A 25,395-nucleotide genomic window follows, 5' to 3' on the forward strand; every position below is an offset into this window, starting at 1 on the left:
AGAACATTCGCTTCAATTCTTTTAAAAAAAACTTTGCGCCTTAATATTAATCTTTGCGCCTTTGCGAGAAACAGCGTTTATGGTACATTGATATATTTATGAATTTGTAAACAGAGTGTCCATTTAGGATTGTCTTTTACATAATCAATTATCAATGGTGTCATTTCAGCGCTACGGCTCCACTCAGGTTGCAGATATAATTTGCAATCGGGTTTTACGAGGGCGGCATATTTTTCAGCCCAGGCGAAATCGGATTTATTATATACAACCACTTTTAATTCGTTAGCAGCATCGCAGGCTTCCTGTAATGGTGCTTTGAATTTTTTGGGAGAGAGTGTAATCCAGTTCCAATGCCCGCTTAGGGGAGAAGAACCGGAGGTTTCGATATGCGTGCGCAAGCCGGCTTTTTGTAAAGCAGCCGTTAAACCATCCAGTTGGTGCATGAGTGGTTCACCACCTGTGATTACAGCAATACGACCAGGATAAGAGGATGCTGCATTTACAAGATCAGCAATTTCCACGACAGGATGTTTGTCGGCATCCCAGCTCTCTTTCACATCGCACCATACGCAGCCTACATCGCATCCGCCCAGCCTGATAAAATAGGCTGCATGGCCCTGATACAGACCTTCGCCCTGAATGGTATAGAATTGCTCCATAACAGGCAGCGCAGTAGTGTTACTATTTGTAAGAACAGCAGACATTTTCAAAATATTAATTCATGCTTCCTTTTAAACCAATCGCAGCATGATAGGTGTTTTTCAATAATGCTGCAATGGTCATAGGGCCAACGCCTCCTGGTACCGGAGTAATATAGCTAGCTTTAGGAGCAACTTCTTCGTAATTCACATCACCTTTCAGGCGGAAACCGCTTTTTTTGCTGGCATCTTCAACTCTGTTGATACCCACATCAATTATCACAGCTCCTTCTTTTACCATGTCGGCAGTTACGAAATCAGGTTTTCCGATTGCAGCGACGATGATATCGGCCTGGCGGCAAATTTCAGCTAAGTTCTGAGTCTGAGAATGGGTAAGTGTTACGGTACAGTTTCCCGGGTTAGTATTACGGCTAAGCAGGATACTGATTGGTGTACCTACAATATGGCTGCGGCCAATTACTACGGCATGTTTTCCTTTAGTTGGAATATTGTAATGCTCAAGCATCAGCATAATACCATAAGGAGTAGCAGGAATGAAAGCAGGTAAACCACTTACCATTTTACCAACGTTCATTGGATGGAAGCCATCAACATCCTTACTAGGATGAATGGTGTTAATCACTAATTCTTCGTTGATATGTTTTGGTAAAGGAAGTTGCACGAGAATACCATCTACCTCCGGATTTTCATTCAGCAGATTGATCTGGTCGAGCAGGTGCTTTTCAGAGATTTGTGCGTCAAATCTCAGCAAAGTGGAGTCGAAGCCGCAAGCTGCACATGATTTTACTTTGGAAGCAACGTAGGTTTCACTTGCAGGATTGTTACCTACCAGGATGGCTGCCAGATGAGGAGGTTTCTTCCCAGCGGCCTTTAATTCAGCCACCTGAGTGGCTAATTGGGCTTTAATAGCCTCAGAAACTAGTTTACCGTCTAAAATTTGCATGTGCAAAGGTAAGGAGTTTCACGCAAAGGCGCAAAGAAGCAAAGAGGCATAAGGAATTTAAGGATCGAAGCGAATTTTTAAGAACCGCTGTAAGAATCTCTGATTGATATCTATCTAATCTAGTAACTTAATAGCATTTCTTAATAATTTTCGTTTCGATCCTTAAATTCCTTATGCCTCTTTGCTTCTTTGCGCCTTTGCGTGAAAAATTTTCTCCGAAGTCCAGCAAAACAAGCTTCATTAATTGAAACTTGTTTTGCTCGAGCCTTGCGCCCGTCAGGAACTTGCGTATGAATCAGTGGAAATTATAAGGCAAAAGATAAATATATATCTTTTGTACGATACTTGAAAGTACCAGTTTTCAGCTATATCACCGGAGCGGCCGCCAGTATCTCTTTATCTGCGGCTTCCGAGTATTTTTCAAAGTTTGTAATGAATTTTTCTGCCAGCACACGTACTTTAACATCGTACGCCGCTTTATCGGCCCAGGTATTACGTGGGTTCAGGATTTCTGCCGGTACATCAGGGCAGCTGTCTGGCATAGCAAATCCGAATACTTCCTGAGTTTGATAAGTTACATTATCCAGTTGGCCATTTAATGCAGCTGTGATTAATGCACGGGTATATTTCAATTTAATGCGGTTACCGGTGCCGTAAGGACCACCTGTCCAGCCAGTGTTGATCAACCAGACATGAACATTATGTTCGCGCATTTTTTCACCGAGCATCTGAGCATACTGAGCAGGATGAAGCGGTAAGAACGGAGCTCCGAAGCAGGCACTGAATGTAGATGTTGGTTCAATTATTCCGGCTTCTGTTCCTGCAACTTTTGCAGTATACCCGGAAATAAACTGGTACATAGCCTGTCCTGGTGTTAATCTGGCAATAGGAGGCAATACCCCGGATGCATCACAGGTCAGAAAGAAGATGTTCTTTGGAACACTACCAACGGATGGAATTCTTGCATTACTTATAAATTCCAGAGGATATGACACGCGTGTATTTTCAGTGATGGATTTATCCGCGTAATTCACCTCGTCTGTTCCCGGGAAGAAAGTCACATTTTCCAAAAGAGATCCTTTCCTGATAGCACCAAAGATTTCAGGTTCTTTTTCAGCAGAGAGATCGATTACTTTAGCGTAGCAACCACCTTCAAAGTTGAAAATGCCCTGGGAAGTCCATCCATGCTCATCATCACCGATTAATTTTCTATCTGGATCGGCGCTCAGTGTAGTTTTACCGGTTCCGCTCAATCCAAAAAATACGGCACTGTCACCTTCGTCGCCCATATTGGCAGAACAGTGCATGCTGAGTACTTTTTTGTCGTGAGGCAGAATGTAATTCAACACAGTAAAAATTCCTTTTTTGATTTCACCTGTATAGGCGCTTCCTCCAATGATGATTACTTTTTTGGTGAAGCTTACAATTGAGAAGTTGTCCTGGCGGGTGCCGTCTGTTGCAGGATCAGCCAGACATTCAGGGGCCTGAATAACCACCCATTCAGTTTGTTGAGAAGCCAGTTCATCTTCTGTTGGCCTTAAAAACATATTGTAGGCAAACAGGTTAGACCATGGAAGAGCGGTGATAACTTTAATGTTTACGCGGTAATCCTGATCGGCACATGCGTAACAATCACGTACCCAGACTTCTTTTCCGGTAAAATACTTAGTAATTTTTTGGTACAGGCGATCAAAATGTTCTTCTGAAATTGGATTGTTGAAATCGTTCCAGTTTACTGTGTTCGTTGTGATGGCGTCTTTTACGATGAACTTGTCTTTTGGGCTACGTCCGGTATATTTACCGGTATTTACTGCTAAGGCGCCGGAATTGGCATATACTCCTTGCTTACGGGCAACCGTTTGCTCCGCCAGTTCTTCCGGAGATAACTGGTAGAAAACGCGGGATGCGTTCTCTATTCCCAGTGCTCTCAAGTCAGCAACAGGATTCCTTACGCTACTTATTTGCATAAAAGCAAGATTGTTTTGGTGTATTAGCAAAACTAGGGATTTTTTGATATTGTCAAATTTAAACCCCCATATCTCCTTAAAATTTAGAAATTGATAACTAAAATCCCTTTGTTTGTTGAGATATTTTCAATATGTTCCATTTTCATTGCAGGTTCGTATAGCGAGTTTTGCGGATTTTTTGATTTGTCTATTTACCACAAATTTGCATAGCATTTAAATTGTCCTAATCCTTATCACATATTGGCCTGTTCTTAGTAAATCCGAAAATTTGCATAGGTTTGGACCATCATTAGAAATAAAGAGATATGAAAAATCTGCCCTTAGATCCGCAGTTGTTCGTAAAGAACCGTGAACGTTTTGTGGCGAAAATGCAGCCACACTCAATCGCTATTATAAACTCCAACGACGAATTACCGACAAACGGTGACGCCCTTTATAAGTTTAAGCAAAATTCCGACCTGTATTGGTTAACCGGTATCGATCAGGAAGATACTATGGTAGTATTATTCCCTGATAATCCGGATCCTAAATACCGTGAAGTACTGGTATTGGTACGCCCTAACGAGTTAAAGGAAAAATGGGATGGCCACAGACTACGCAAGGATGAAGCCTTCGCTATCTCTGGCATGACCACCATAGTATGGCTCGATGCGTTGGATGGGTTGTTGCAGCAATGGGTTCATGATTCTACCAATATCTATCTGAATACCAACGAAAATAACCGTAAATCCAATTACGTACCTGTAAGGGATTACCGCTATGCACAGGAGATGAAACAACGTTATCCTTTGCATAATTATCTTCGCGCAGCTACTATCTTTAAAGAACTTCGTGCAGTAAAAACTCCTGAAGAAATTAAAGTAATCCAGGAAGCAATTGATATTACAGAAAAAGCTTTCCGCCGTATTCTGAAGTTCATTAAACCAGGTGTATGGGAACATGAAATTCATGCCGAAATATTGCATGAATTCCTTCGCAATCGCTCTGCCGGAGAAGCTTACGGCTCTATTATCGCATCTGGCGATCGCGCACGTACACTACACTATGTTTCCAATAACCAGGAATGTAAAGCAGGTGAACTTATATTAATGGATTTTGGTGCTGAATATGGTGGTTATAATGCCGATCTTACCCGTACGGTACCGGTTAGCGGTAAATTTACCCCGCGCCAGAAAGAAGTATACAACTCCTGCCTGCATCTTCATATGTATGCAAAAAGTATCCTGAAACCAGGATTAACCATTGCAAAATATCATGAAATGATGGGAGAGGAAGCTACCAGAGAATTCATCAAACTGGGGCTCCTTACGGAAGAAGAAGTGAAAAACCAGGACCCTGAAGTTCCTGCTTATCGCAAATACCTGTATCATGGAATTTCTCACCATTTGGGAGTAGATGTTCATGATCTGGGACCGTCTTTCAATCAGCCAATTCCTGAAGGTGCTGTACTCACAGTAGAACCAGGCATCTATATAGAACAGGAACAAATGGGAATTCGTATAGAAAATAACATCTGGGTGAAATCATCCGGCAATGTGGATTTGATGAAGAATATTCCTATTACGGCAGATGAGATCGAAGCACTCATGAATGCCTGATTTTAAAAAATTTATGGATAACGGATGCAGGAGTTTGGGATTAAGTATATCTTGATACCAAATTCGGGCATCCGTTTATTTAAAAATCTATAAATGAAACAACTACCCAATATTCTTACCCTATCGAACCTTTTTTGCGGTGCACTGGCGATTATTTGCATTCTCCATGCACCTGAATACAGAGCAGAAATTAACGGAACCGACTATACGGTAATTACTCCGGAACCAATTTATTGGGCATCTGTTCTAGTAGTTTTAGCCGGGGTATTTGATTTCTTTGATGGCATGGTTGCCCGCTTATTAGGTGTTTCGGGACCAATGGGCAAGGAACTCGACTCATTAGCGGATGTAGTTACTTTTGGAGTAGTACCGGGAATGATGTTATACAGGTTATTAAAAAGCGCCTATTATCAATCGCCCGATGTTTTTGAAGTATCTATTATCAACCTGGCTCCGGCCTTATTGGTTCCCTGCTTTGCGGCTTACCGCCTTGCAAAGTTCAATATAGATACCCGTCAGTCCGAAAGTTTTATTGGAGTACCAACACCGGCTGTTGCCCTTTTGGTGGCTTCTTTCCCGCTGATAGTACTATTTAATCCTTTTAATCTGGCGCACTGGCTTCAGAATATCTGGGTATTATATATCATCATTGCAGCTTTATGTTACCTGATGATAGCAGAAATACCAATGATAAGCCTGAAATTCAAAAATAAAAGCCTGGCCGACAACTGGCCTCGCTTCCTGCTCATCGCACTTACATTACTAAGTATTCCAGTTCTGAAATTTGCTGCTGTTCCGTTTATTTTCGTCGTTTATGTGCTGCTATCCATCATTGTACCGCCTAAAGTGACGCCAAAATCATGAACAACACGCTAAAAATCCAAGAATTACAAAATTTTTGATGTAGGTTTGCGGCAAAATTTCTAATACAATGACATTTACTGCACTTATCAATGTGATGCCACTGAAAGAATTATTGGACCCTCAAGGTAAAGCTGTACTGGGTGGGCTCAAGAATCTCGGAATGGGCCAGGTGCAAGATGTGCGGATTGGTAAGCACATTACGCTTCAAATTGAAGCCGCCAGCCAGGAAGAAGCTAGACAGATCGCTGAAAATGCCTGCCAAAAATTGCTGGCTAATCAGGTTATGGAATCTTTCGAAGTAGTAATACAATAATTGCCGAAAGCAATTTATTTTCTTAAGAGCGCAAAGGAATGATAGCTACTATCTTAATTCCTCTGCGCTCTTAATTATCTTCCCTCTTCCCTGGTTGAAATTTGCTGATCATGAAATTATACATCGTTCCATCGCCCATTGGTAATCTGGCTGATATCACTTACAGAGCTGTTAAAATTCTGGAAGAAGCTGACCTGGTGCTGGCTGAAGATACCCGTACCTCCAGCGTTTTACTGAAACACTATCAGATCAATAAGCCTATCACTCCTTACCACCAGCATAACGAACATAAAATCACTCAGCATCTCGTACAACAATTACTTGATGGCAAAACAATGGCATTATTAACCGATGCCGGTACTCCAGGCGTTTCTGACCCAGGTTTCCTCCTGGTAAGAGAATGTACCAGAGCCGGTATAGCTGTTGAATGCCTGCCTGGTGCTACCGCTTTTGTTCCTGCCCTCGTAGATAGCGGAATTCCTATGAACAGGTTTGCATTCGAAGGGTTCTTACCTCTGAAGAAAGGCCGGCATACCCTGCTCACGCAATTAGCTACCGAAGAACGCACTATAGTTTTTTATGAATCTCCAATGCGTTTGGTAAAAACATTGGCCGATTTCATCCAGTACTTTGGGCCAGAACGCCCTTGCAGCGTTAGCAGAGAGCTTACCAAAATGTTTGAAGAAACTAAACGCGGCACATTACAGGAAGTACATGATTATTTTTCCCAGAAAGGTGTTAAAGGTGAAATTGTTGTAGTAGTGCAAGGATTGGCGTAATTTATACGGCAAATAACTTTCATGAAACCCGAAGAATTTTTAGCATACCGACTGGCCAATCACCAACTTCTTTCCACCTCTTTATCTACCCCTCTCGATATCGTTAGCCATATGGGGCCCATTCAGGCCCAGGAATATGGTAGCAGCCATTGGGCTATAGGCGCCCGACTTCCCAATTGTACTATTGAGGATGTGCAACAAGCTTTCACTAATAAGGAAATTGTTAGAATAACCTGCCTGAGAGGTACTCTTCATGTTGTTGCAGCAACAGAGGTACGTGCAATATTGCAGGTAATTGCGCCTGCGGTAAGAATCAAGCTAAAAAGCATGCAAAAGAAACTGGAGATGGATGAAAAGGTGCTGGCAAAAACGAACTCCTTAATTGTAAAGGCACTAAAAAAGAAACAACTAAGCAGGGAAGAACTCTCATATTATCTCCACCAACATGGTGTAAATATTGAAGATAACAGGATGAACCATATTTTGTACGAAGCCGCCATATCCGGTTTAATATGTAATTCACCTGACAAAGGAATATATGTACTACAGGAAGATTGGCTACCTCCTGCTACAAATATTACCGGAGCAATGGCGTCCGGAATACTTGCCAAACAGTATTTTTCGAGCCATGGCCCCGCTTCCCTGGCCGATTTCGCTTTCTGGTCGGGGCTTTCTGTTACTGAAGCTAAGTTGGCATTGCAGGGTATCAAAGATCAGTTATCAGCATATTCAATCAATAATACAGAAATATATACGGTTGTACATAAAAAACAATCAACTATATCATCGGCCTTCCTTCTACCGGCTTTCGATGAATATTTTCTGGGATATAAAGACAGAAGCCAGCTGATCGATCAGGAATTCATTTCAAGAATTATGACTAAGAACGGGATTTTTAACCCTATAATGGTTTTGAATGGTAGAATAGCCGGATTATGGAGAAGAACCATTAAATCGGGCATAGAAATGAATTTACAACCATTTAAAGCACTTGCTAAGAAAGAAATGAGGATGTTTGAAGAAAAAGCTGAGGAATTTGCCCATTTTATGAAACTCCCATTGAAGCGGCTGGAGATCAGCTGACCTCGCCGATTATCAATTTTGTAAATTACTCAAGTGGTAAATTGATTATTTTAGCCCTTCAATCAAAAAGAGAAGGAATGAATTTTCGGGTTACAACAGGATGCCTGGTGGCATTTAGCATGTTAGCCGGAGCCTGGTCTCAGGTTCATGCACAGTCGGACCGTTGGCAGCAACGCGTAAAATACACAATGGATGTTAAGGTAGATGCACCTGCTAATCAGTTTAAAGGGCAACAGCATCTCGAGTATTTCAACAACTCTCCGGACACTCTTAAGAGGGTATTCTATCATCTGTATTGGAATGCGTTTCAGCCCAATAGTATGATGGATGTGCGCAGCAGAGAATTAGGGAAAATTTTATTAGGTAAAGATAAAAAGGGAAACGACAGGTATGACTGGGATGCACGCGTACGCGATCGCATCTCCAAACTTACTCCCGATGAAATAGGTTATCAGAAAATTATTTCATTAAAGAAAGATGGTAAGCCTCAATCCTATAAAGTAGTTGAAACTATACTGGTAGTAGAATTGGACAAACCTATTATGCCTCATTCGAAAGTAGTTTTTGATATGGAATTTGAATCGCAGGTTCCTGTTCAGATTCGTAGAAGTGGCCGCACCAACTCGGAAGGTGTCGATTTCTCAATGGCACAATGGTATCCTAAAATGTGTGAGTACGATTATGAGGGATGGCATCCAACTCCCTATATCGCTCGTGAGTTTTACGGTGTATGGGGCGACTATGATGTGAAAATTACCATGGACAAAAAGTATGTGATTGCAGGTACTGGTTATCTTCAGAATCCAAACGAAATTGGCTATGGTTACGAGGCGCCTGGTACTAAAGTAAATCGCCCGGCTGGTGATAAAATGACCTGGCATTTTGTTGCGCCTAATGTTCATGATTTCGTATGGGCAGCAGATCCGGACTACAAGCACATCACACAAAAAGTAGATGGCTTCACTGCACATTTCTTCTATATAGAAAATGATAAAACCCGTGAGACATGGCCACAACTGGCAAAGATGATCCCGGCAGCCTACGATTATATTAAAGTTCACTACGGCCCTTATCCTTACAAACAATACTCCTTTATTCAGGGTGGAGATGGCGGTATGGAATATCCGATGGCCACTCTTATTATGGGTAATGGAACTATGTCGGGTCTTTATGGTGTAGCTATGCACGAATGGATGCACAGTTGGTACCAGGGAATGCTGGCTACTAATGAAAGCCTGTATCCATGGATGGACGAGGGTTTCACCACATTCGCAGAAAATAATGTGATCTATAATACAATAGATTCCCTGAAAGGTCGCAATCCGCAAGCGGGCGAGTATGATGGCTATTTTGCGTTGGCAAACAGCAAATATGAAGAACCTGCATCTACACATGCAGATCATTATAATACCAATTACGGGTATAGTCTGACTGCTTACTCCAAAGGAGCTGTATTCCTTGAGCAATTAGGTTATGTAATCGGTGCAAAAAACAGAGATAACGGTCTGCTTCGTTATTACAACGAATGGCGTTTCAAACATCCGAATGCAAACGACTTTATTCGTGTAATGGAGAAGGAAAGTGGTATTATGCTCGATTGGTATAAACAATACTTTATTAATTCTACCAAGCATATCGATTATGGAATTGATAGTGTATATGCCAATGGAAATAAAACGATTGTAAGGTTACGTAAAATAGGCCTGATGCCAATGCCAATAGACCTGATGGTTACAAGTAAGCAAAACAACAAATTGCTGCATTATATACCGCTGTCTATTATGTTTGGAGAGAAGCCAAATGAAAATCCATCTATCAGGCGTGTAGTCGATAACGTTTGGTATTGGACCAATCCTACTTATGAAGTAGAAATTAATATGCCATTAACTGAGATCAAGAAACTGGAAATTGATCCTAGTGAAAGGATGGCAGACATGGATAGAAGTAATAATACAGTTGTATTCTAAAATAAATAGGTTAGGGGATAGTAAAACTATTCCCTAACCTAATATCTTTTGAGCGATTTGTTGCCCATACTCCAACATTTCCTTCATGACAGGAGGAGAAAATTCCAATCCACCCAACGCCGCTGCCAATGCCTTTTCCGGTCTGATAATTTGCAGATCTACCGGGAGTTTTTCTTCAAAAGGATTTTCAGGAATCTCAAAATACTTATTAACATCGGAGGCAGATATACCATTGTTTTCCAGGTTGGCTTTAACGGCTGAAATGTATTTCAGTGCTTTATTTTGCAGTTGTAATGTTGAAATATCTGCTTCGTTGATGGAAACTGTATTCAGGTCTATTTGCCGTTCGAGAATGTCGATGAGGTCCTGAAAGAATACTTGTTTATTTGAAGAGGTAACAGGGGTAAGCTGAATCAGATAGATGGAGGTAGCGCCTCTTTCAATAGCCATTTCTATTGGTTTGTATAATTGCCCTCCACCGGTGAAATACTGTTGGGAATTGATTTCAACGGGGGGCATAAATACGGGGGCACTGCAAGCAGCCAGTACTGCTTGTCGGAATGCGGTGATCTGGCGGGTTTGATGAATGTTTTGTCCTTTTTTTACGGGGATTTCATTGGGCGTGAAATAGGTAATCTGATTTGTTTGCAGGCCCATTGTTGCAATAAGGACTTCTTTTTCAGACTCTTTTAATGCGTTGAATCTGGCATCAGTAAAGATGTTACTGATTTTCTGAATGAAAGCCGTGGTATTATAGAGGGAATTGCTGTTAGGGAATCGTTGTAACAATGTGCTGGTATTAAGCAGATCAGCGGTGCTGTTGCTGGTAAAGAGCTTTTCCAGTAAATTGATTTCTCCTAATGCAGCCAGGGAAGCTATAATAGCACTGGTGCCGGTACCGCAAAAAATGTCGAATTGAATTGGGGAACGTTGCGAATGTATGTATTTCAGTGCACCTACTGCAAACGCAGCTCTGGAACCACCACCGCAAAGGACTAACGCAGTTTTAGCCATGACGATTTTTTAGGTTGCTGGCACCAATTTACTTAAAAAATCAGTTGTTGCAGCTGATTTTCCCAAGACTGTCCGACCGGCTCCTGGTCCTGCATTTTTCCCAAATGGTGTTGTGTATGATAAATGATGGAATAAAGCGTTTCCCGGATTGTCAGTTTCCCCATCAAAGGGTGAGGTAAGCGATACTTGTCGAGATCCGATTCTGTCCATCGTTTTAATCTGTCCAGTAATTTTATACGTAGAGAAAGTAGTGCACTTAATAATACTACTCTTTGCCCCGGATAAGTTATGCCTGGTTTCCAGATTTTGATGCTTTTACAGCCGTTGCCCAATAGAGCCCGGTAGTTGGTGCTCAGTTCATCATAAGATCGGGAAGGCAATGGGCTTGTTCCAAAATAAAGCAGGGTAAGTTTAGGATAGGCCATTACGTTACATATTGGCCTGATGGATTTTACGAGGTGCTCGAGCTGCTGGCCGGCCGACCACTGGCCATTTAGAGCCGCTGTAAAACGTATATCCGGAAGCGTGTTGATGTAATCGACGAAATCATCGAAACCTTTATCGAGGAGCCCACGAATTTCTAATTGGTTCAGGTACATAGGAAGAACATTTAAGGGTTCAAAACACATTTTCGAGGCACTATATTCAATATACCCGCGCCCTTTACAATCTACCTGAAGATACGCCAGTTTTGCGTATCAGCCAATTCTGTTAGGATATATTAATTTGTATTATGTGTGTATTTTGATGGGAGTTCTGTGATAAATCAATCAAAAATCAAAATAAAATCACATCAATCTAAAATATCACATATAAACCCCTGCTTCCTAACAAAAGCAATTATTACTTGCTCTTCTACACCGAGATCTGCTATTCTTAATACCTTATCGCAGTCTTCCAGGTCTACGTTACAATTTCCTACCGGAAAACTTGTTGAAATCGCCTGAATCAAAGCTCTGCTGGCTTCAGAGGTTGCTACATTGGTCTTAAATATCCCGATCATGTTGGTTAAAATTAAAGAGTAGGTTGATCTTTACTGGTATCCGCTGGTTTATTCGGTTCATCTTTTTTACAAAACTCTTCAGCAAAAGCATTGAATCCGCTTTTGCAGCGATTCTTAAATGCTTCTTTCATTCTCTCTCTTTCTTCTTCAGACATATTTTCCATTCTGTCGCGGAATTTATTTTTCCACGCTCTTCCTTTAGGGCCGCCTGGGCCACCATGCCAGCCAAATAGTAGTTTACCTAACAATAATAATCCCAATGCCTGCCAGAAACTTATTACAGGGCCATGAAATAATTCAGGGATGAGACAATTCCACAGGCTCATTGTCACCAAACCAACAACGGTGATGAATACTAAACCTAAAACTATAAATTTGGCTATATGTGCTGCTTTTCTTCCCGGATTTCTACGGTACATAACTTTAAGAATTTAATCGTCTAATAATTCGTTGTACAAATCTGCCAGCTTTTCGCGCAGAAGTAGTACTGCATAACGTTTACGCGATAGCAGGGTATTTACACCAATACCTGTTTCGGCACTGATCTCCTTAAAGGATTTACCCTCTATTTCATGCGCGATAAATACCTCGCTTTGCTCAGGTGGTAATGCTGCAATTGCTTCCATAATCGATTCATACATTACTTTCCTGAAGAATGGAGTATCTGATTCCTGCCCTCTGCTAGCCAAGAGCTCTGGTAATAATAAAACTTCTTCTCCTTCAATTTCTCTGGTATGGTCTGAAAACGGTGATTCTCTCTTTTTCCTGAAAAAATCAGTAATCCTGTTACGGGTAACGGCAAACAGCCAACCTGTAATGGAATCGATCTGACTACCTAACCTTAAATACTCAGTGAATTGATAGAAAACATCTTGCAAAATATCCTCCGCATCCGACGCATTATTTACCCGCTGCCGGATAAAATGCAGTAATCGTTTGCGCTCCTGTTTTACAGTAGCCTGTATACGTTCGTTCTGTTCCAGGGCCATAATATTTCTTGAAAGGACAAGCTGTTTCATCTTAATAAGGATGACGAAGCAGCAAATAGGATATTTTATTTTTTAGAAAAAAAATTGAGATACGATAAAAGTACAATAGAATGGAGCAAAAAAAAGGCCGGTAGTTTTACCGGCCTTCTATCTAACTTTTTACTAATACTACAAATTTCTCTTTAAAACTCTCTTCCTGGAAGATATCATAGACCTTTACCATTTGAGGCTTTAGTCCGCTTTCTGAGATCTCCTGTGCCAGATCTCCACCTTTCAGACAGATCAGCCCTTTATCGAACTGTTTGCCTTGTACTCCGGATTTTTTCAGCAATGGTTTGCTCCAGCGCCATAAGTCACCCAGCGGAGCCACTGCCCTGGAAACTACGATGTCAAATTTCCGGTTCTTTATATCTTCTACCCGGCTATGTGCGGTGGTTACATTTTTTAATTGCAGGGCTTCTGCCACTCCTTCCACTACTTTTATCTTTTTACCGATAGAGTCTACCAGGTGAAACTGTACTTCAGGAAAGAAAATGGCCAGTGGAATACCAGGAAATCCACCTCCGGTACCTAAATCCAATATTTGGGTGCCGGGCTGGAAATCTGCCAATGCGGCTATACTAAGAGAATGCAATACATGCCTCTCATATAATGAATCGATGTCTTTACGGGATATTACATTGATCTTCTCGTTCCATTCCTGATACAATCCTTGTAATGCTCCAAATTGCGACGATTGCTCCGGCGTAAAGTCGCTGAAATATTTCAGAATAATTTCCATTTGGCAAAAGTAACCAGTATTCCAGTGATTACCACCTGTTTTTAGATTTAAACAGCAGGGCAGGGGTAAAAATAATGTAATAGAATACCATGAAAATATCCATCAGCCAGCTGAATTTAAATAAGTCAACCTCATCGAGTTTCCTCATTGCAGCATAGGTAATAACTGATTGGATCAATACTTTAGCTCCGAAAATACCCAGAACATACCAAAGAATTGGAGGGGTAAAGAATAATCCGAAGATAAATGCCGGATAGAATAAGAAATGGGTAAGTGAAAATAGTCCTAACACCAGCTTGTGCCAGAAGCGGTAATGCTTACCGGTAGACATATGCCTGGTTTTTTGTAAGAACCAGCCTTTCCAGCTTTGTTTAGGTTCTGAATAGGTAAAGGCTTGTTTGTTGATCACTACTCCCACATTTTTTCTGGTGGCAGCAGCGTTTACAAACAAATCATCATCGCCGCTGGCGATGTGTTGGTGGCCGGTAAACCCTTTATGCTTGAAAAATAATTCTCTCTTATAAGCCAGGTTGCGGCCTACACCCATATAAGCCATACCACTCATGGCAAAAGATAAATGTTGTAATGCGCTGAAAAAGGTTTCATAGCGGATTACCTTATTTAAGAAACCAGGTTTTTTGTGGTAGGCACCATAACCCAGTACAATTTCCTTGTCATTTCTGAAGCCCTGGCTCATCAACGACAACCAATGTGTACTACCGGGTTTACAATCGGCATCGGTTAACAATACGGTTTCATATTGTGCGCCCTTTAAACCGATTGATAATGGATATTTCTTACCAGGAATAAATTTGGCAGCCTGTTTAATCTCAATATGTCTGTAATGTGGATAACCTGGCTCGATGGAGCGCAGATAGTACTTGGTGTCATCTTCTGAGTTGTCGTTCACCACAATCACCTCGTATTCGGGTTTCATATGTTGGTGATAGCGCTGTTGCAGAACGCCCGGCAGGTTTTTTTGCAGGTTCAATTCCTCATCCTTGGCACAGATGATAACAGAGAATGGCCCGTCCGGTATTTGGTCCAGGTCAAATTTACGTCTATAAAACGCTACCCGGGAAAAGATAAATAGATAGTATATAATCTGAATCCCTGCTACGGTAGCAAAAAAGTATAAGGCAATTTCACCTAGATGGTCAAGCATAATGCTGGCAAAAATATAAAATTTTTGTTATCTGTAAAAAGAATTAAATCATTTTTCCTTAGTCTTAAAACCCCGTTAAAAAGAACGGAATATCTGTACCTTACTGCTAAAATAACCTGAATCCCCGAATCAATTCAATATCTTTGCGGCCTGAAAACTTGAAGTGTGAACTTTGAACTGACAACAATCGACACAAATAGTAAAGCCAGGGCCGGAAAAATTACAACCGATCATGGCGAAATTCTTACGCCTATTTTTATGCCTGTGGGCACAGTAGGAAGCGTAAAAGCAGTAACACAGGAACAATTAAAGGATGCGGTAAAAGCTCAGATTATCCTGGGTAATACCTATCATCTTTATCTGCGTCCGGGCCTGGAAGTTTTATCTGCCGCCGGGGGGCTACATAAATTTAATGGTTGGAACCGTCCTATTCTTACTGATAGTGGTGGTTATCAGGTCTTTTCATTGGCTGCCAACAGGAAAATTAAAGAAGAAGGGGTTGTTTTTCAATCACATATCGATGGAAGCCGACACCTTTTCACACCTGAAAATGTGATGGATATTCAGCGTACCATTGGTGCCGATATTATTATGGCATTCGATGAATGCCCTCCTTATCCTTCCGAATATCGTTATGCCCGTAAATCTATGGATCTGACTCACAGGTGGTTGGATCGTTGTATTCACCGGTTAAAGGATACTATGCCGGCCTACGGTCATGAACAAACGTTGTTCCCGATCGTACAAGGTAGTACATATAAGGATCTGCGCAAGGCTTCTGCAGAATATATTGCCAGCAGAGACTGTGCAGGTAATGCCATCGGGGGATTAAGCGTGGGAGAACCTGAGCAGGAAATGTATGAGATGTGTGGACTGGTTTGTGAAATACTGCCGGAAAATAAGCCCCGTTACCTGATGGGAGTGGGAACCCCCTGGAATATCCTGGAGAATATTGCTTTGGGAGTAGATATGTTCGACTGTGTGATGCCTACCAGAAATGGACGTAACGGTATGCTTTTTACCTGGAATGGGGTTATCAATATAAAAAATAAAAAATGGGCTACTGATTTCACGCCAATAGATGAAAATAGCGAATGTTTTGCAACCCGTGATTATACAAAAGCATATATTCGTCACCTGTTTGTGGCTGGTGAAATATTGGGCATGACTTTAGCGAGTATCCATAACCTTGCATTTTATCTTGAATTGGTTACAGAAGCGAGAAAACAGATCCTTGCAGGTACATTTGCTGCCTGGAAGAACAGCATGGTTAACCAGTTAAGAACGCGCCTCTAACTATAAAATAATCTAATATCTTTGGGGTCATATGATCACTAAAATAGATTGGTACATTTTACGAAAGCTGATAGGTACATTCATTTATTCCCTAATGATATTCCTATTGATTTCTGTTGTGATAGATGTTACGGAGAAGGTCGACGACTTTATGAAGAACCATCTGTCTTTAAAAGAAATCGTTGTAGATTATTATTTTGGATTTATTCCGCATATCCTGGCGCTATTATTTCCTCTCTTTATATTCTTATCGGTAATATTCTTTACCTCCAAAATGGCTTATCGTTCAGAGATCATTGCCATTCTGAGTTCAGGTGTCAGCTTTTCCCGATTTTTAAGAGCATATTGGATTGGAGCATTTCTGTTTGGCGGAATCCTGTGGCTGGCCAACTTCTGGGTAGTACCAAATGCCAACAGGGTGCGTACCACCTTCGAAAACAAATATCTTCATAATCATGAAGATCAGCGGTCGCAATACAATAAGATTGTACGTATCGATAGCTTCGCATATGTAATGTTCGGTACTTACGATCCTAACTATAAAACTGGTAGCAGCTTCGAGCTGTTTACAGTTGATAAGCAGGAAATGGTTTCCAAACTGAAAGCAGACAGAATTTCCTGGGATACAGCCACTAAAAAATGGAAGCTCGATTTTGTGTCGATGCGCACGATGGACGGATTGCATGAACATTGGTATTCAAAACAGGATAGTTTGCTTAAAATACCACTGGTACCTAAAGACCTGGTAGAAGAGAAGAATCTGCAGGAAGCAATGACAACGCCTGAGTTGAGGAAATATATTAAGCGGGAAGCCATCCGGGGCTCTGAAGGGTTAAATACCTATAGAGTAGAATACTACAGGAGAACCGCTTCAGCTTTTGCCGTAGTGATTCTTACGCTGATTGGTGGTATTATTGCTGCCAAGAAAGTGAGAGGAGGAAGTGGATTGCACCTGGCATTAGGAATTGTAATCAGTGCGAGTTATATAATATTCCTTCAATTTGCCACCGTATTTTCGGTGAAGGCCGATTTAAGCCCGTTGCTGGCGGTGTGGATACCCAATTTTATTTTCGGTGGATTAGCATTCTATCTGTATAAGAAAGCACCGAAATAGCTCGCTGGCTCGCTGTTTCTCGCGAAGGCACAAAGATTAATATTAAGAAATATAAAGATCGAAGCGGATGTTTTAAGGACTACCGATTGGTTTCAACAATATTAGAAATCATCAGTAACTCTTAAAATATCCGCTTCGCTGCTTAATAATATTATCTTCTATCCTTAAAATCTTAAAAAAATCCTTTGCCCCTTCATATTAATCTTTGCGCCTTTGCGAGAAATAGTATATCTGCGAGTTCTGTAAATTTTTCTTTCAAAATTTTCAATTCATTCTGAAAAATTTACATTTCTTTAACGTCCATTTAAATTATTTTTATTTTTTATTTGTATGTTGATGATTAACATATGTTGAATGCCGTTTAGTTTAAAAACTTCGATTACCTGACACGGCTCTTTTTTCTTGTTAATTTGCCATTAAATACTGTTTAAGGGTGGTAACTTCGTTAACAAATCGTTACTTTTGACTATTGATCGTTTTTGTTTTCATTCATAACAATAGCTGTAAAAATGGGGTATATAAAAGAGAAGTTCAAGAGTAAAGCAGATGAACTTAACGTTGAAGTAAAAGACCTGATCAAGAATCATGGTACCAGGAAAATAGAAGATGTGACGATAGCACAGGTGTATCAGGGTATGCGCGGAATTACAGGTCTGGTAACAGAAACTTCCCTTCTGGATGCTAACGAGGGTATTCGTTTTCGTGGATATTCTATTCCGGAATTAAGGGATCATTTGCCGAAAGTTGCTGGTGGTGCTGAACCCTTACCGGAAGGTCTTTTTCATTTGATGTTGATTGGTGAATTACCAAACGAAGCAGATGTACAATACCTTTCAAGTATGTGGGGCCGCCGTTCTCATGTGCCTAACCATGTTTTTGATGCTATTGATGCCTTGCCTATCACTACTCACCCGATGACTATGTTCACAGTGGGTATTATGGCATTACAAACCGAATCTTCCTTTGCAAAAGCATATGCAGAAGGAATCAATAAAAAAGACTACTGGAGCTACACCTATGAAGATACAATGAATCTCATAGCGCGTTTGCCTCGTATTGCTGCTTATATCTACCGTCGTAAATATAAAGGCGGCCAACATATTCAACCCAACGGAATGCTCGACTGGGCAGGTAACTTTGCTCACATGCTGGGTTACTCCGATCCCGGATTTGCCGAATTAATGCGCCTTTACATGACAATTCATGCCGATCATGAAGGTGGAAACGTAAGTGCTCATACTACTCATCTGGTAGGTTCTGCTCTAAGTGATGCCTATCTTTCCTTTGCCGCCGGAATGAATGGCCTGGCTGGTCCGTTACACGGATTGGCAAATCAGGAAGTGATTAAATGGATTCTTCAGATGCGCGAAGAATTAGGTGGCGGCGCTCCTACTAAAGAACAAATCGAAGCTTATGTTCGCAAAACATTAGCTGATGGTAAAGTAGTTCCAGGCTACGGTCATGCCGTTTTGCGCAAAACCGATCCTCGCTTTACCGCGCAAATGGAATTCGCGAAAAAACATTTACCTAACGACGAATTAGTAAAAATTGTATGGACCGTTTATGAAACAGTGCCTCCAATTCTGCAGGAATTAGGTAAAGTAAAAAACCCTTGGCCAAACGTAGATGCTCACTCAGGTGCATTACTCGTTCATTACGGAATGGTAGAATATGAATTCTATACCGTATTGTTCGGTGTTAGCCGTGCTTTGGGCGTACTGGCTTCCCTCTGCTGGGATAGAGCTTTAGGACTTTCTTTAGAACGTCCTAAATCCGTTACTACTGAGTGGATGAAACAGTTTGTTGAAGGAAAAGTAGACGCAATAGCCGAATAGTTATAATTGTTTTTTACAAAAAAGGGCAAGTGGTAGATTTTTACCATTTGCCTTTTTTTTACTTTTGCTATTTACCAAACGAGAAATATTATTTCAACTTTTACCGCCATATTATCCAATCCCATCGAATACCTGAAAGGTGTTGGGCCACAAAAAGGAGAACTGCTGCGAAAAGAGATCCAGATTTATACCTTCGGAGATCTCCTGCAATACTTCCCCTTCAGATATGTAGATCGTACCCGTATCGATAAGATCGCTGATCTTAATGGATATGAAGATTTTGTGCAGATACGTGGTCGAATTATCAATATGGTAGTGATGGGCGAAAACAGATCCAAACGCCTTGTTGCTACTTTTAAAGATGAATCCGGAACCATAGACCTGGTTTGGTTTCAGGGCTGGCAGTGGATGCAAAAATCCCTGCGCGAAAATGTAGCCTACCTCGTATTCGGCAGAATATCCGTTTTCAATGGGGTAACTCAACTTGCCCATCCCGAAATGGATTTACTCACCGAAGAAATAGCCAGCGGTAAGCAGTTTTTAGAACCGGTTTATTATACAACCGAAAAATTAAAAGCAAGAGGTCTAACGGCTAAGGCTATAGGAAAATTAACCCGCAATCTTTTAGAACAATTATCACCCCTGGAAATCAGAGAAAATATCCCGCTGGAAGTTCTTCAGCAATATCGACTGATGCCCAGAGCTATGGCATATTTCAAAATACATTTGCCAACCGGAGAAGAAGATTCAAGGCAGGCCCAACGCCGGCTTAAATTTGAAGAACTTTTTATTGCCCAAATACGCATATGCCGACTCAAACTGAAAAGGCAACAACAATCGCATGGCTTTGTATTTTCCACAGTAGGAAATACTTTCAACGATTTTTACAATAACCATCTTCCCTTTTCCTTAACCGGAGCACAAAAAAGAGTGCTAAAAGAAATCAGAACCGATACCGTACATGGGCGCCAAATGAATCGCCTCGTACAGGGTGATGTAGGAAGTGGAAAAACAATGGTGGCCTTACTGGCTATGCTACTGGCAAAAGATAATGGCTTTCAGGCCTGTCTGATGGCCCCAACAGAAATTCTTTCCCAGCAACACTATAAAAGTATTGCCGAATTACTTGAGCCTACAGACGTAAAAGTTGCCCTGCTCACCGGCAGTATTAAAGGAAAAGCAAGAAAAAAGATACTGGAAGGAGTAATTAACGGGGAGATTGACATCCTGGTGGGTACACATGCCCTGCTGGAGAATGAAGTGGCATTCAAAAATCTCGGATTGGCCATTGTAGATGAACAACATCGCTTCGGAGTGGCCCAACGTGCCCGTCTATGGGAAAAGAATACCATACCACCTCATATCCTGGTTATGACTGCCACGCCAATTCCAAGAACCCTGGCCATGACTATTTACGGTGACCTCGATGTTTCCGTGATCGATGAAATGCCTCCGGGCCGTAAACCCATTACCACCGTTCATCGAACAGAGTGGCAACGCCCACAGGTGATGAACTTCATCAAAGATGAAGTGGCAAAAGGAAGGCAGGCCTATATCGTATACCCGTTGATTGAAGATTCCGAAAAGCTGGATTATGAAAACCTTATGAAAGGGTATGAAGAAGTTAAAGCCTTTTTTCCTGAACCCAAGTTCTATATAAGTATGGTTCATGGCCGCCAGCCAGCCGACCAACGCCAGACCAATATGCAGCGCTTTGTAACCGGAGATACACATATTATGGTGGCTACTACGGTAATTGAAGTAGGCGTTAACGTTCCTAACGCCTCCGTAATGGTCATCGAAAGTACCGAACGCTTCGGCTTGTCACAGCTTCACCAGTTAAGAGGCCGGGTGGGTAGAGGTGCCGAACAATCTTTTTGTGTCTTAATGACCGGAAATAAAGTAAGCAAAGATTCTAAGGAACGCATAAACGTTATGGTTCAGACAAATGATGGTTTCATTATTTCTGAAAAAGATATGGAACTTAGAGGGCCGGGAGATATTGAAGGTACCCGTCAAAGCGGAATACTCGATTTTAAACTGGCTGATATTGTTGCAGACAGGCCAATTTTAGATGCTGCCAGGACTAGCGCCGAAAAGATTCTTGAAAATGATCCCGACCTGTTACTGCCTGAGAATCAGGGCTTAAAGGATTTTCTGGCATCTCAGCGTAGTAAATCTTTATGGAGTAAAATTTCCTGATGATTTTAACGTTTATTAATTAAAGTGAGTGAGAAATAGCTATAGGCTAGTTTTTCGTTTATGCGGAAAAGTCGCATTGTGATTTAGTTTATCAGCCTTTGAGGCGTAACAATTTATATGGTTGCTGCGTTTATAAGTGGTATATTGTTTTTTAAGTTTAAAATTAAATCTGATACCGTTGAAATTTACTCTCCCGACAGGCCTTATTGGAATGATGATTTGCTTTTTGTTGCCCGTATTAACCATTCAGGCGCAAAAGCAATATGTGAACTACAATCCTTTGAACTTTATTGAAAACAAAGGACAGTGGGAGAAAGAAGTAATTTACAAATCAGAATTGGACGGTGCTTCAGTTTTTCTCGAGAAAAATGCATTTACCTTTCTGCTCCTGAACAGAGATGATCTATACCAGTTAAACGAATTTGTTCATGGCCATTCACATCGGGGTGATACCATTTTCATTCCCCGCGGTGGAAGCGCTCCTGCGAATACCCCGATTCCTCCACGCCCAACTTCTTTCCCGGATGTAAGAGGGCATGCCTATAAAGTTAGATTTCTGAATGCCAATCCAAATGTTGCTGTATCTCCGGATAAGCAACAGGAAAATCTTAGTAACTACTTTATTGGCAATGATCCATCTAAATGGGCTACAGATGTAAAATCTTTTCAAAACATCAATTACTTAAATCTTTACCCGGGTATAGATGCGCATGTATATTCTGAAGCTTCCCAACTCAAATACGATCTGATTGTACATCCAGGTTCCAATCCCGATAATATTCAAATGAAATATGACGGAACTACCGGAATGGAACTCAAAAAGGGGCAGCTTTATATACATACTACTGTAGGAGATGTTATTGAACAACTTCCATTTGCCTATCAATATATCAACAATCAACGTGTACCCGTAAAAGTCACTTATCGCCTGAATGGAGATAAACTGGGATTCAAAGTATCTGGTGAGTATAATCCTGCCTATACATTGGTGATCGATCCGGTATATGTTTTCTCAACAGTTTCTGGTTCCCGGTCCGATAACTGGGGATTTACTGCAACTTATGATGAAGCAGGGAATTTCTATGGTGGTGGTATCGTATTCGGTACAGGTTATCCGGTCACTCCAGGCGCTGTACAGAGTGCTTATGGTGGGGGCAGATTTGATATAGGTATTTCAAAATTCAGTTCTAACGGAACCCGGCTCATTTATGCCACCTATATCGGGGGGGATGGATTAGAACAGCCGCATAGCTTATTTGTTGATCCCCAGGGTAACCTCGTCATCTCAGGACGTACTACCAGCGGCAATTATCCAAAAGCCGTAGTGGAAGGTTCCCGAGGAGGATGGGATATTGCTGTTACCAAACTGAATGCTGCTGGTAATGGTATTATCGGTAGCCTGATTGTTGCAGGAACCAGCGACGATGGTGTGAATATGCGTGAAAACAGAGAAGGCGGGGATTATATACTCCTGAGAAATTATGGTGATGATGCCCGTAGTGAAGTGGTGGTAGACGATGCAGGTTACATCTATGTTGCAAGTTGTACCCGCTCTGCCGATTTCCCGATGCGGGGCAACGGTTTTCAAACGAAATTCGGAGGTAAGCAGGATGGAGTAATTATGAAGATTAATCCACTGTGTCAGGCATTGGTATGGACTTCCTTCATTGGAGGATCAAACGAAGATGCTGCCTATGTTATAGCATTAAACGGTCTTAATTCCTTATACGTTGCCGGAGGTACTGCAAGTACTGATTTCCCTGTTACGCAGGGATCTATTTATCCAAATTACAGAGGGGGTGTTTGCGATGGCTTTATTGCTCACATAACCAATGATGGAAAAAGCATTATGCAAGCTACTTACCTGGGTTCCGATAATCCGTCTGCCGATCAGGTTTACGGTATTCAGTTAGATAAAAAAGGGTTTGTATATGTGATGGGTACTACCGAAGGAGCATGGCCTATTAAATTATTGGATCCAAGCAATTATAATGGAAATGGCTTACAGTTTATTTCGAAATTGCAACCAGATCTTAGCAGTTTCGTATACTCTACAACTTTCGGCCGTTCCCGTACTTTAGTTACTTCTCCTAATATTTCACCAACCGCTTTCCTGGTAGACAGATGTGAAAATGTTTATGTATCTGGTTGGGGAGGTGGTATTAACCAGGCTTTGAGATATCCGAATTCGGGTACTGGCGGTTTGTTTGTAACAAATGATGCCTTACAAAAAACTACAGATACCAAGGACTTTTATTTCTTTGTTATGAAGAGAGATGGAGTATCTCCACTCTACGGTTCCTACTTTGGCGGTGCCGGTTTATACGAACACGTAGATGGCGGAACCAGCCGGTTCGACCGCAACGGAATTATCTATCAGGGTATTTGTGCCTGGTGTAACGTGGATGCCAGCGGTTCCAAACCAAGATATCCTACAACTCCCGGTGCTTACTCAAGCACCCCTCCAATGTCCTGTAATTTTGGGGCACTTAAAATTGCCTTTAACCTGGATGGGGTAAAAGTTGGTATTAAAACCTTAGACAGAAGAAAGAATTACTGTGTACCCGATAATATCACATTTGTTGATACCACCGGCCTACCAGGAACTGCTTATGAATGGCATTTTGGAGATGGTTCACAAGTTCTGAAAGGAGGACCTGAATTAGATACTGTTTCTCACCAGTATACACAAACTGGTCCATTCACTATTATGGTTGTTAAATTCGATCCTAATAGTTGTAATGTATCGGATACAGCATATTTGCAGATCAAATTAGGTACTAATCGTGCCGATCTGGAATACGATGCTAAAAGGATGAATCCTCCCTGTGATAGTTTGAAGTATATATTCACCAATAATTCAACTCCTGCGGCTCAATTTAAAGATAGCTCCTTCATCCTCGATTATGGTGATGGTACTCCTCCGTTTTACGTTGGGATAGATACTTTCCCGCTTTATCACTACTATAAAGCAGCCGGAACCTATACTACCTCACTTACACTTGTGGATACGAACTTCTGTAATGCCCCGCAGACTATTACAAAGCAATTACGTGTAGCCATTAACGTAGAAGCAAGATTTAATCTGCCTGATACAATTTGTAGAGATACAGAATTGCAATTAGACAATACTTCATTAGGTGGTGAAAGTTTTGAATGGACCTTCCAGGATGATGGTTCCAAACCTACAGACCCTTATCCGTTACATACTTTTAAAACTGCAGGTCTCTGGAAAGTAAAGCTGGTAGTTCATGATCCGAATACCTGTAATAAAATAGACAGCATAGAGAAAACTATTCTGGTAGTAAATCCGCCTACTGCTGATTTTGAATTCACTCCATTGAAACCAGTCGAAAACACGCCGGTTCAATTTGTAAATATGTCGCAAGACGCCACTCAATATCTTTGGAATTTTGGAGATGGAGATACTTCCAGTTTAAGAGATCCATCACACCAATACCTTAGAACAGGTACTTATCACGTATGTCTGACAGTTACCAACAAAGCTGGCTGTACAGAAAATATCTGTAAGGAAGTAAGTGCTATTGTTGTGCCGCTGTATGATGTACCAAATGCTTTTGCGCCTACAGGAAAGAACAATATGTTTTATGTGAAAGCTTTTGGCGCTACCAAATTCAATATGAAAATTTATAATCGCTGGGGACAAATGGTTTTTGAAAGTTCAGACCCAAGAATCGGATGGGATGGAACATTCAAAGGAAATCTGCAGCCGATGGACGCATACGCTTATGTAGTAAATCTGGAGTTTACTGATGGTACTAAAGCCAGCAAATCAGGTAGTGTAACTTTGTTAAGATGATGA

General features: G+C 41.3%; 21 protein-coding genes. 11 read left to right on the forward strand and 10 right to left on the reverse strand.

The window, feature by feature from the left end; translation table 11 throughout:
• Positions 1-77: 77 nt before the first annotated feature.
• The 3 genes from DVR12_RS05095 to pckA all read right to left on the reverse strand — a co-directional run bounded on the left by DVR12_RS05095 (position 78) and on the right by pckA (position 3,569).
• Positions 78-704 carry a 7-carboxy-7-deazaguanine synthase QueE gene (locus DVR12_RS05095; RefSeq protein WP_116974393.1) on the reverse strand — a complete coding sequence of 209 codons (627 nt, stop codon included), beginning with the start codon at positions 702-704 and terminating at the stop codon, positions 78-80.
• Positions 705-714: 10 nt separating this feature from the next.
• On the reverse strand, positions 715-1,602 hold the full coding sequence (gene folD / locus DVR12_RS05100; protein WP_116974394.1) for a bifunctional methylenetetrahydrofolate dehydrogenase/methenyltetrahydrofolate cyclohydrolase FolD: 888 nt from the start codon (positions 1,600-1,602) through the stop codon (positions 715-717).
• 365 nt (positions 1,603-1,967) lie between these two features.
• On the reverse strand, positions 1,968-3,569 hold the full coding sequence (gene pckA / locus DVR12_RS05105; protein WP_116974395.1) for a phosphoenolpyruvate carboxykinase (ATP): 1,602 nt from the start codon (positions 3,567-3,569) through the stop codon (positions 1,968-1,970).
• Between the two features lie 305 nt (positions 3,570-3,874).
• Between pckA and DVR12_RS05110 the strand changes: the two genes are divergently transcribed.
• The 6 genes from DVR12_RS05110 (at position 3,875) to DVR12_RS05135 (ending at position 10,173) form a co-directional block, all read left to right on the forward strand.
• Entirely contained in the window at positions 3,875-5,167 is a 1,293-nt protein-coding gene (locus DVR12_RS05110) for an aminopeptidase P family protein (protein ID WP_116974396.1), read from the forward strand.
• Between the two features lie 93 nt (positions 5,168-5,260).
• The gene (gene pssA, locus DVR12_RS05115) at positions 5,261-6,031 is read left to right on the forward strand and encodes a CDP-diacylglycerol--serine O-phosphatidyltransferase (RefSeq protein WP_116974397.1); all 771 of its coding nucleotides are present in this window, start codon (positions 5,261-5,263) and stop codon (positions 6,029-6,031) included.
• Between the two features lie 67 nt (positions 6,032-6,098).
• Entirely contained in the window at positions 6,099-6,344 is a 246-nt protein-coding gene (gene purS, locus DVR12_RS05120) for a phosphoribosylformylglycinamidine synthase subunit PurS (protein WP_116974398.1), read from the forward strand.
• Positions 6,345-6,454: 110 nt separating this feature from the next.
• Complete coding sequence (gene rsmI / locus DVR12_RS05125) at positions 6,455-7,123, forward strand: 16S rRNA (cytidine(1402)-2'-O)-methyltransferase (protein WP_116974399.1); 669 nt, start codon at positions 6,455-6,457, stop codon at positions 7,121-7,123.
• 21 nt (positions 7,124-7,144) lie between these two features.
• Complete coding sequence (locus DVR12_RS05130; RefSeq protein ID WP_116974400.1) at positions 7,145-8,206, forward strand: winged helix DNA-binding domain-containing protein; 1,062 nt, start codon at positions 7,145-7,147, stop codon at positions 8,204-8,206.
• Between the two features lie 77 nt (positions 8,207-8,283).
• Positions 8,284-10,173 carry a M1 family metallopeptidase gene (locus DVR12_RS05135; RefSeq protein ID WP_158563204.1) on the forward strand — a complete coding sequence of 630 codons (1,890 nt, stop codon included), beginning with the start codon at positions 8,284-8,286 and terminating at the stop codon, positions 10,171-10,173.
• Positions 10,174-10,206: 33 nt separating this feature from the next.
• Here DVR12_RS05135 and DVR12_RS05140 read toward each other — a convergent pair whose 3' ends face one another.
• The 7 genes from DVR12_RS05140 to DVR12_RS05170 all read right to left on the reverse strand — a co-directional run bounded on the left by DVR12_RS05140 (position 10,207) and on the right by DVR12_RS05170 (position 15,125).
• A complete protein-coding gene (locus DVR12_RS05140) occupies positions 10,207-11,187 on the reverse strand; it encodes a patatin-like phospholipase family protein (protein ID WP_116974401.1) in 981 nt (326 codons plus the stop codon).
• A gap of 32 nt (positions 11,188-11,219) precedes the next feature.
• A complete protein-coding gene (locus DVR12_RS05145) occupies positions 11,220-11,786 on the reverse strand; it encodes a DinB family protein (RefSeq protein ID WP_158563205.1) in 567 nt (188 codons plus the stop codon).
• A 194-nt stretch (positions 11,787-11,980) separates the two neighbouring features.
• Positions 11,981-12,190, reverse strand: coding sequence for a hypothetical protein (locus DVR12_RS05150; RefSeq protein ID WP_116974403.1), 210 nt, complete (start codon positions 12,188-12,190; stop codon positions 11,981-11,983).
• A gap of 11 nt (positions 12,191-12,201) precedes the next feature.
• Positions 12,202-12,609 carry a hypothetical protein gene (locus DVR12_RS05155; protein WP_116974404.1) on the reverse strand — a complete coding sequence of 136 codons (408 nt, stop codon included), beginning with the start codon at positions 12,607-12,609 and terminating at the stop codon, positions 12,202-12,204.
• Positions 12,610-12,621: 12 nt separating this feature from the next.
• Positions 12,622-13,209: an RNA polymerase sigma factor gene (locus DVR12_RS05160; RefSeq protein ID WP_233522133.1), complete on the reverse strand. Its 588-nt coding sequence runs from the start codon at positions 13,207-13,209 to the stop codon at positions 12,622-12,624.
• 121 nt (positions 13,210-13,330) lie between these two features.
• A complete protein-coding gene (gene rsmG, locus DVR12_RS05165; RefSeq protein WP_116974405.1) occupies positions 13,331-13,960 on the reverse strand; it encodes a 16S rRNA (guanine(527)-N(7))-methyltransferase RsmG in 630 nt (209 codons plus the stop codon).
• Positions 13,961-13,988: 28 nt separating this feature from the next.
• Complete coding sequence (locus tag DVR12_RS05170; RefSeq protein WP_116974406.1) at positions 13,989-15,125, reverse strand: glycosyltransferase; 1,137 nt, start codon at positions 15,123-15,125, stop codon at positions 13,989-13,991.
• Between the two features lie 165 nt (positions 15,126-15,290).
• On the opposite strand from DVR12_RS05170, the gene tgt reads away from it, so the two are divergent.
• From tgt to DVR12_RS05195, 5 genes are all read left to right on the forward strand, one after another.
• Positions 15,291-16,421, forward strand: a complete 1,131-nt coding sequence (gene tgt / locus DVR12_RS05175; RefSeq protein ID WP_116974407.1) for a tRNA guanosine(34) transglycosylase Tgt — start codon at positions 15,291-15,293, stop codon at positions 16,419-16,421.
• 31 nt (positions 16,422-16,452) lie between these two features.
• Positions 16,453-17,535, forward strand: coding sequence for an LptF/LptG family permease (locus DVR12_RS05180; RefSeq protein WP_116974408.1), 1,083 nt, complete (start codon positions 16,453-16,455; stop codon positions 17,533-17,535).
• A gap of 509 nt (positions 17,536-18,044) precedes the next feature.
• Entirely contained in the window at positions 18,045-19,370 is a 1,326-nt protein-coding gene (locus tag DVR12_RS05185) for a citrate (Si)-synthase, eukaryotic (protein WP_116974409.1), read from the forward strand.
• Positions 19,371-19,478: 108 nt separating this feature from the next.
• On the forward strand, positions 19,479-21,572 hold the full coding sequence (recG, locus tag DVR12_RS05190; protein ID WP_199417068.1) for an ATP-dependent DNA helicase RecG: 2,094 nt from the start codon (positions 19,479-19,481) through the stop codon (positions 21,570-21,572).
• 178 nt (positions 21,573-21,750) lie between these two features.
• On the forward strand, positions 21,751-25,392 hold the full coding sequence (locus DVR12_RS05195) for a DUF7948 domain-containing protein (RefSeq protein ID WP_147323411.1): 3,642 nt from the start codon (positions 21,751-21,753) through the stop codon (positions 25,390-25,392).
• The last annotated feature ends 3 nt before the right edge of the window (positions 25,393-25,395 follow it).

Origin of the sequence: Chitinophaga silvatica, from assembly GCF_003419895.1 — a bacterium.
Classification (GTDB): domain Bacteria; phylum Bacteroidota; class Bacteroidia; order Chitinophagales; family Chitinophagaceae; genus Chitinophaga; species Chitinophaga silvatica.

Excerpts from the sequence above, each read along its gene's own strand:
- DVR12_RS05095 (WP_116974393.1), bottom strand. The coding sequence starts at position 704 with ATGTCTGCTGTTCTTACAAATAGTAACACTACTGCGCTGCCTGTTATG.
- folD (WP_116974394.1), bottom strand. The coding sequence starts at position 1,602 with ATGCAAATTTTAGACGGTAAACTAGTTTCTGAGGCTATTAAAGCCCAA.
- pckA (WP_116974395.1), bottom strand. The coding sequence starts at position 3,569 with ATGCAAATAAGTAGCGTAAGGAATCCTGTTGCTGACTTGAGAGCACTG.
- DVR12_RS05110 (WP_116974396.1), top strand. The coding sequence starts at position 3,875 with ATGAAAAATCTGCCCTTAGATCCGCAGTTGTTCGTAAAGAACCGTGAA.
- pssA (WP_116974397.1), top strand. The coding sequence starts at position 5,261 with ATGAAACAACTACCCAATATTCTTACCCTATCGAACCTTTTTTGCGGT.
- purS (WP_116974398.1), top strand. The coding sequence starts at position 6,099 with ATGACATTTACTGCACTTATCAATGTGATGCCACTGAAAGAATTATTG.
- rsmI (WP_116974399.1), top strand. The coding sequence starts at position 6,455 with ATGAAATTATACATCGTTCCATCGCCCATTGGTAATCTGGCTGATATC.
- DVR12_RS05130 (WP_116974400.1), top strand. The coding sequence starts at position 7,145 with ATGAAACCCGAAGAATTTTTAGCATACCGACTGGCCAATCACCAACTT.
- DVR12_RS05135 (WP_158563204.1), top strand. The coding sequence starts at position 8,284 with ATGAATTTTCGGGTTACAACAGGATGCCTGGTGGCATTTAGCATGTTA.
- DVR12_RS05140 (WP_116974401.1), bottom strand. The coding sequence starts at position 11,187 with ATGGCTAAAACTGCGTTAGTCCTTTGCGGTGGTGGTTCCAGAGCTGCG.
- DVR12_RS05145 (WP_158563205.1), bottom strand. The coding sequence starts at position 11,786 with ATGTACCTGAACCAATTAGAAATTCGTGGGCTCCTCGATAAAGGTTTC.
- DVR12_RS05150 (WP_116974403.1), bottom strand. The coding sequence starts at position 12,190 with ATGATCGGGATATTTAAGACCAATGTAGCAACCTCTGAAGCCAGCAGA.
- DVR12_RS05155 (WP_116974404.1), bottom strand. The coding sequence starts at position 12,609 with ATGTACCGTAGAAATCCGGGAAGAAAAGCAGCACATATAGCCAAATTT.
- DVR12_RS05160 (WP_233522133.1), bottom strand. The coding sequence starts at position 13,209 with ATGAAACAGCTTGTCCTTTCAAGAAATATTATGGCCCTGGAACAGAAC.
- rsmG (WP_116974405.1), bottom strand. The coding sequence starts at position 13,960 with ATGGAAATTATTCTGAAATATTTCAGCGACTTTACGCCGGAGCAATCG.
- DVR12_RS05170 (WP_116974406.1), bottom strand. The coding sequence starts at position 15,125 with ATGCTTGACCATCTAGGTGAAATTGCCTTATACTTTTTTGCTACCGTA.
- DVR12_RS05180 (WP_116974408.1), top strand. The coding sequence starts at position 16,453 with ATGATCACTAAAATAGATTGGTACATTTTACGAAAGCTGATAGGTACA.
- DVR12_RS05185 (WP_116974409.1), top strand. The coding sequence starts at position 18,045 with ATGGGGTATATAAAAGAGAAGTTCAAGAGTAAAGCAGATGAACTTAAC.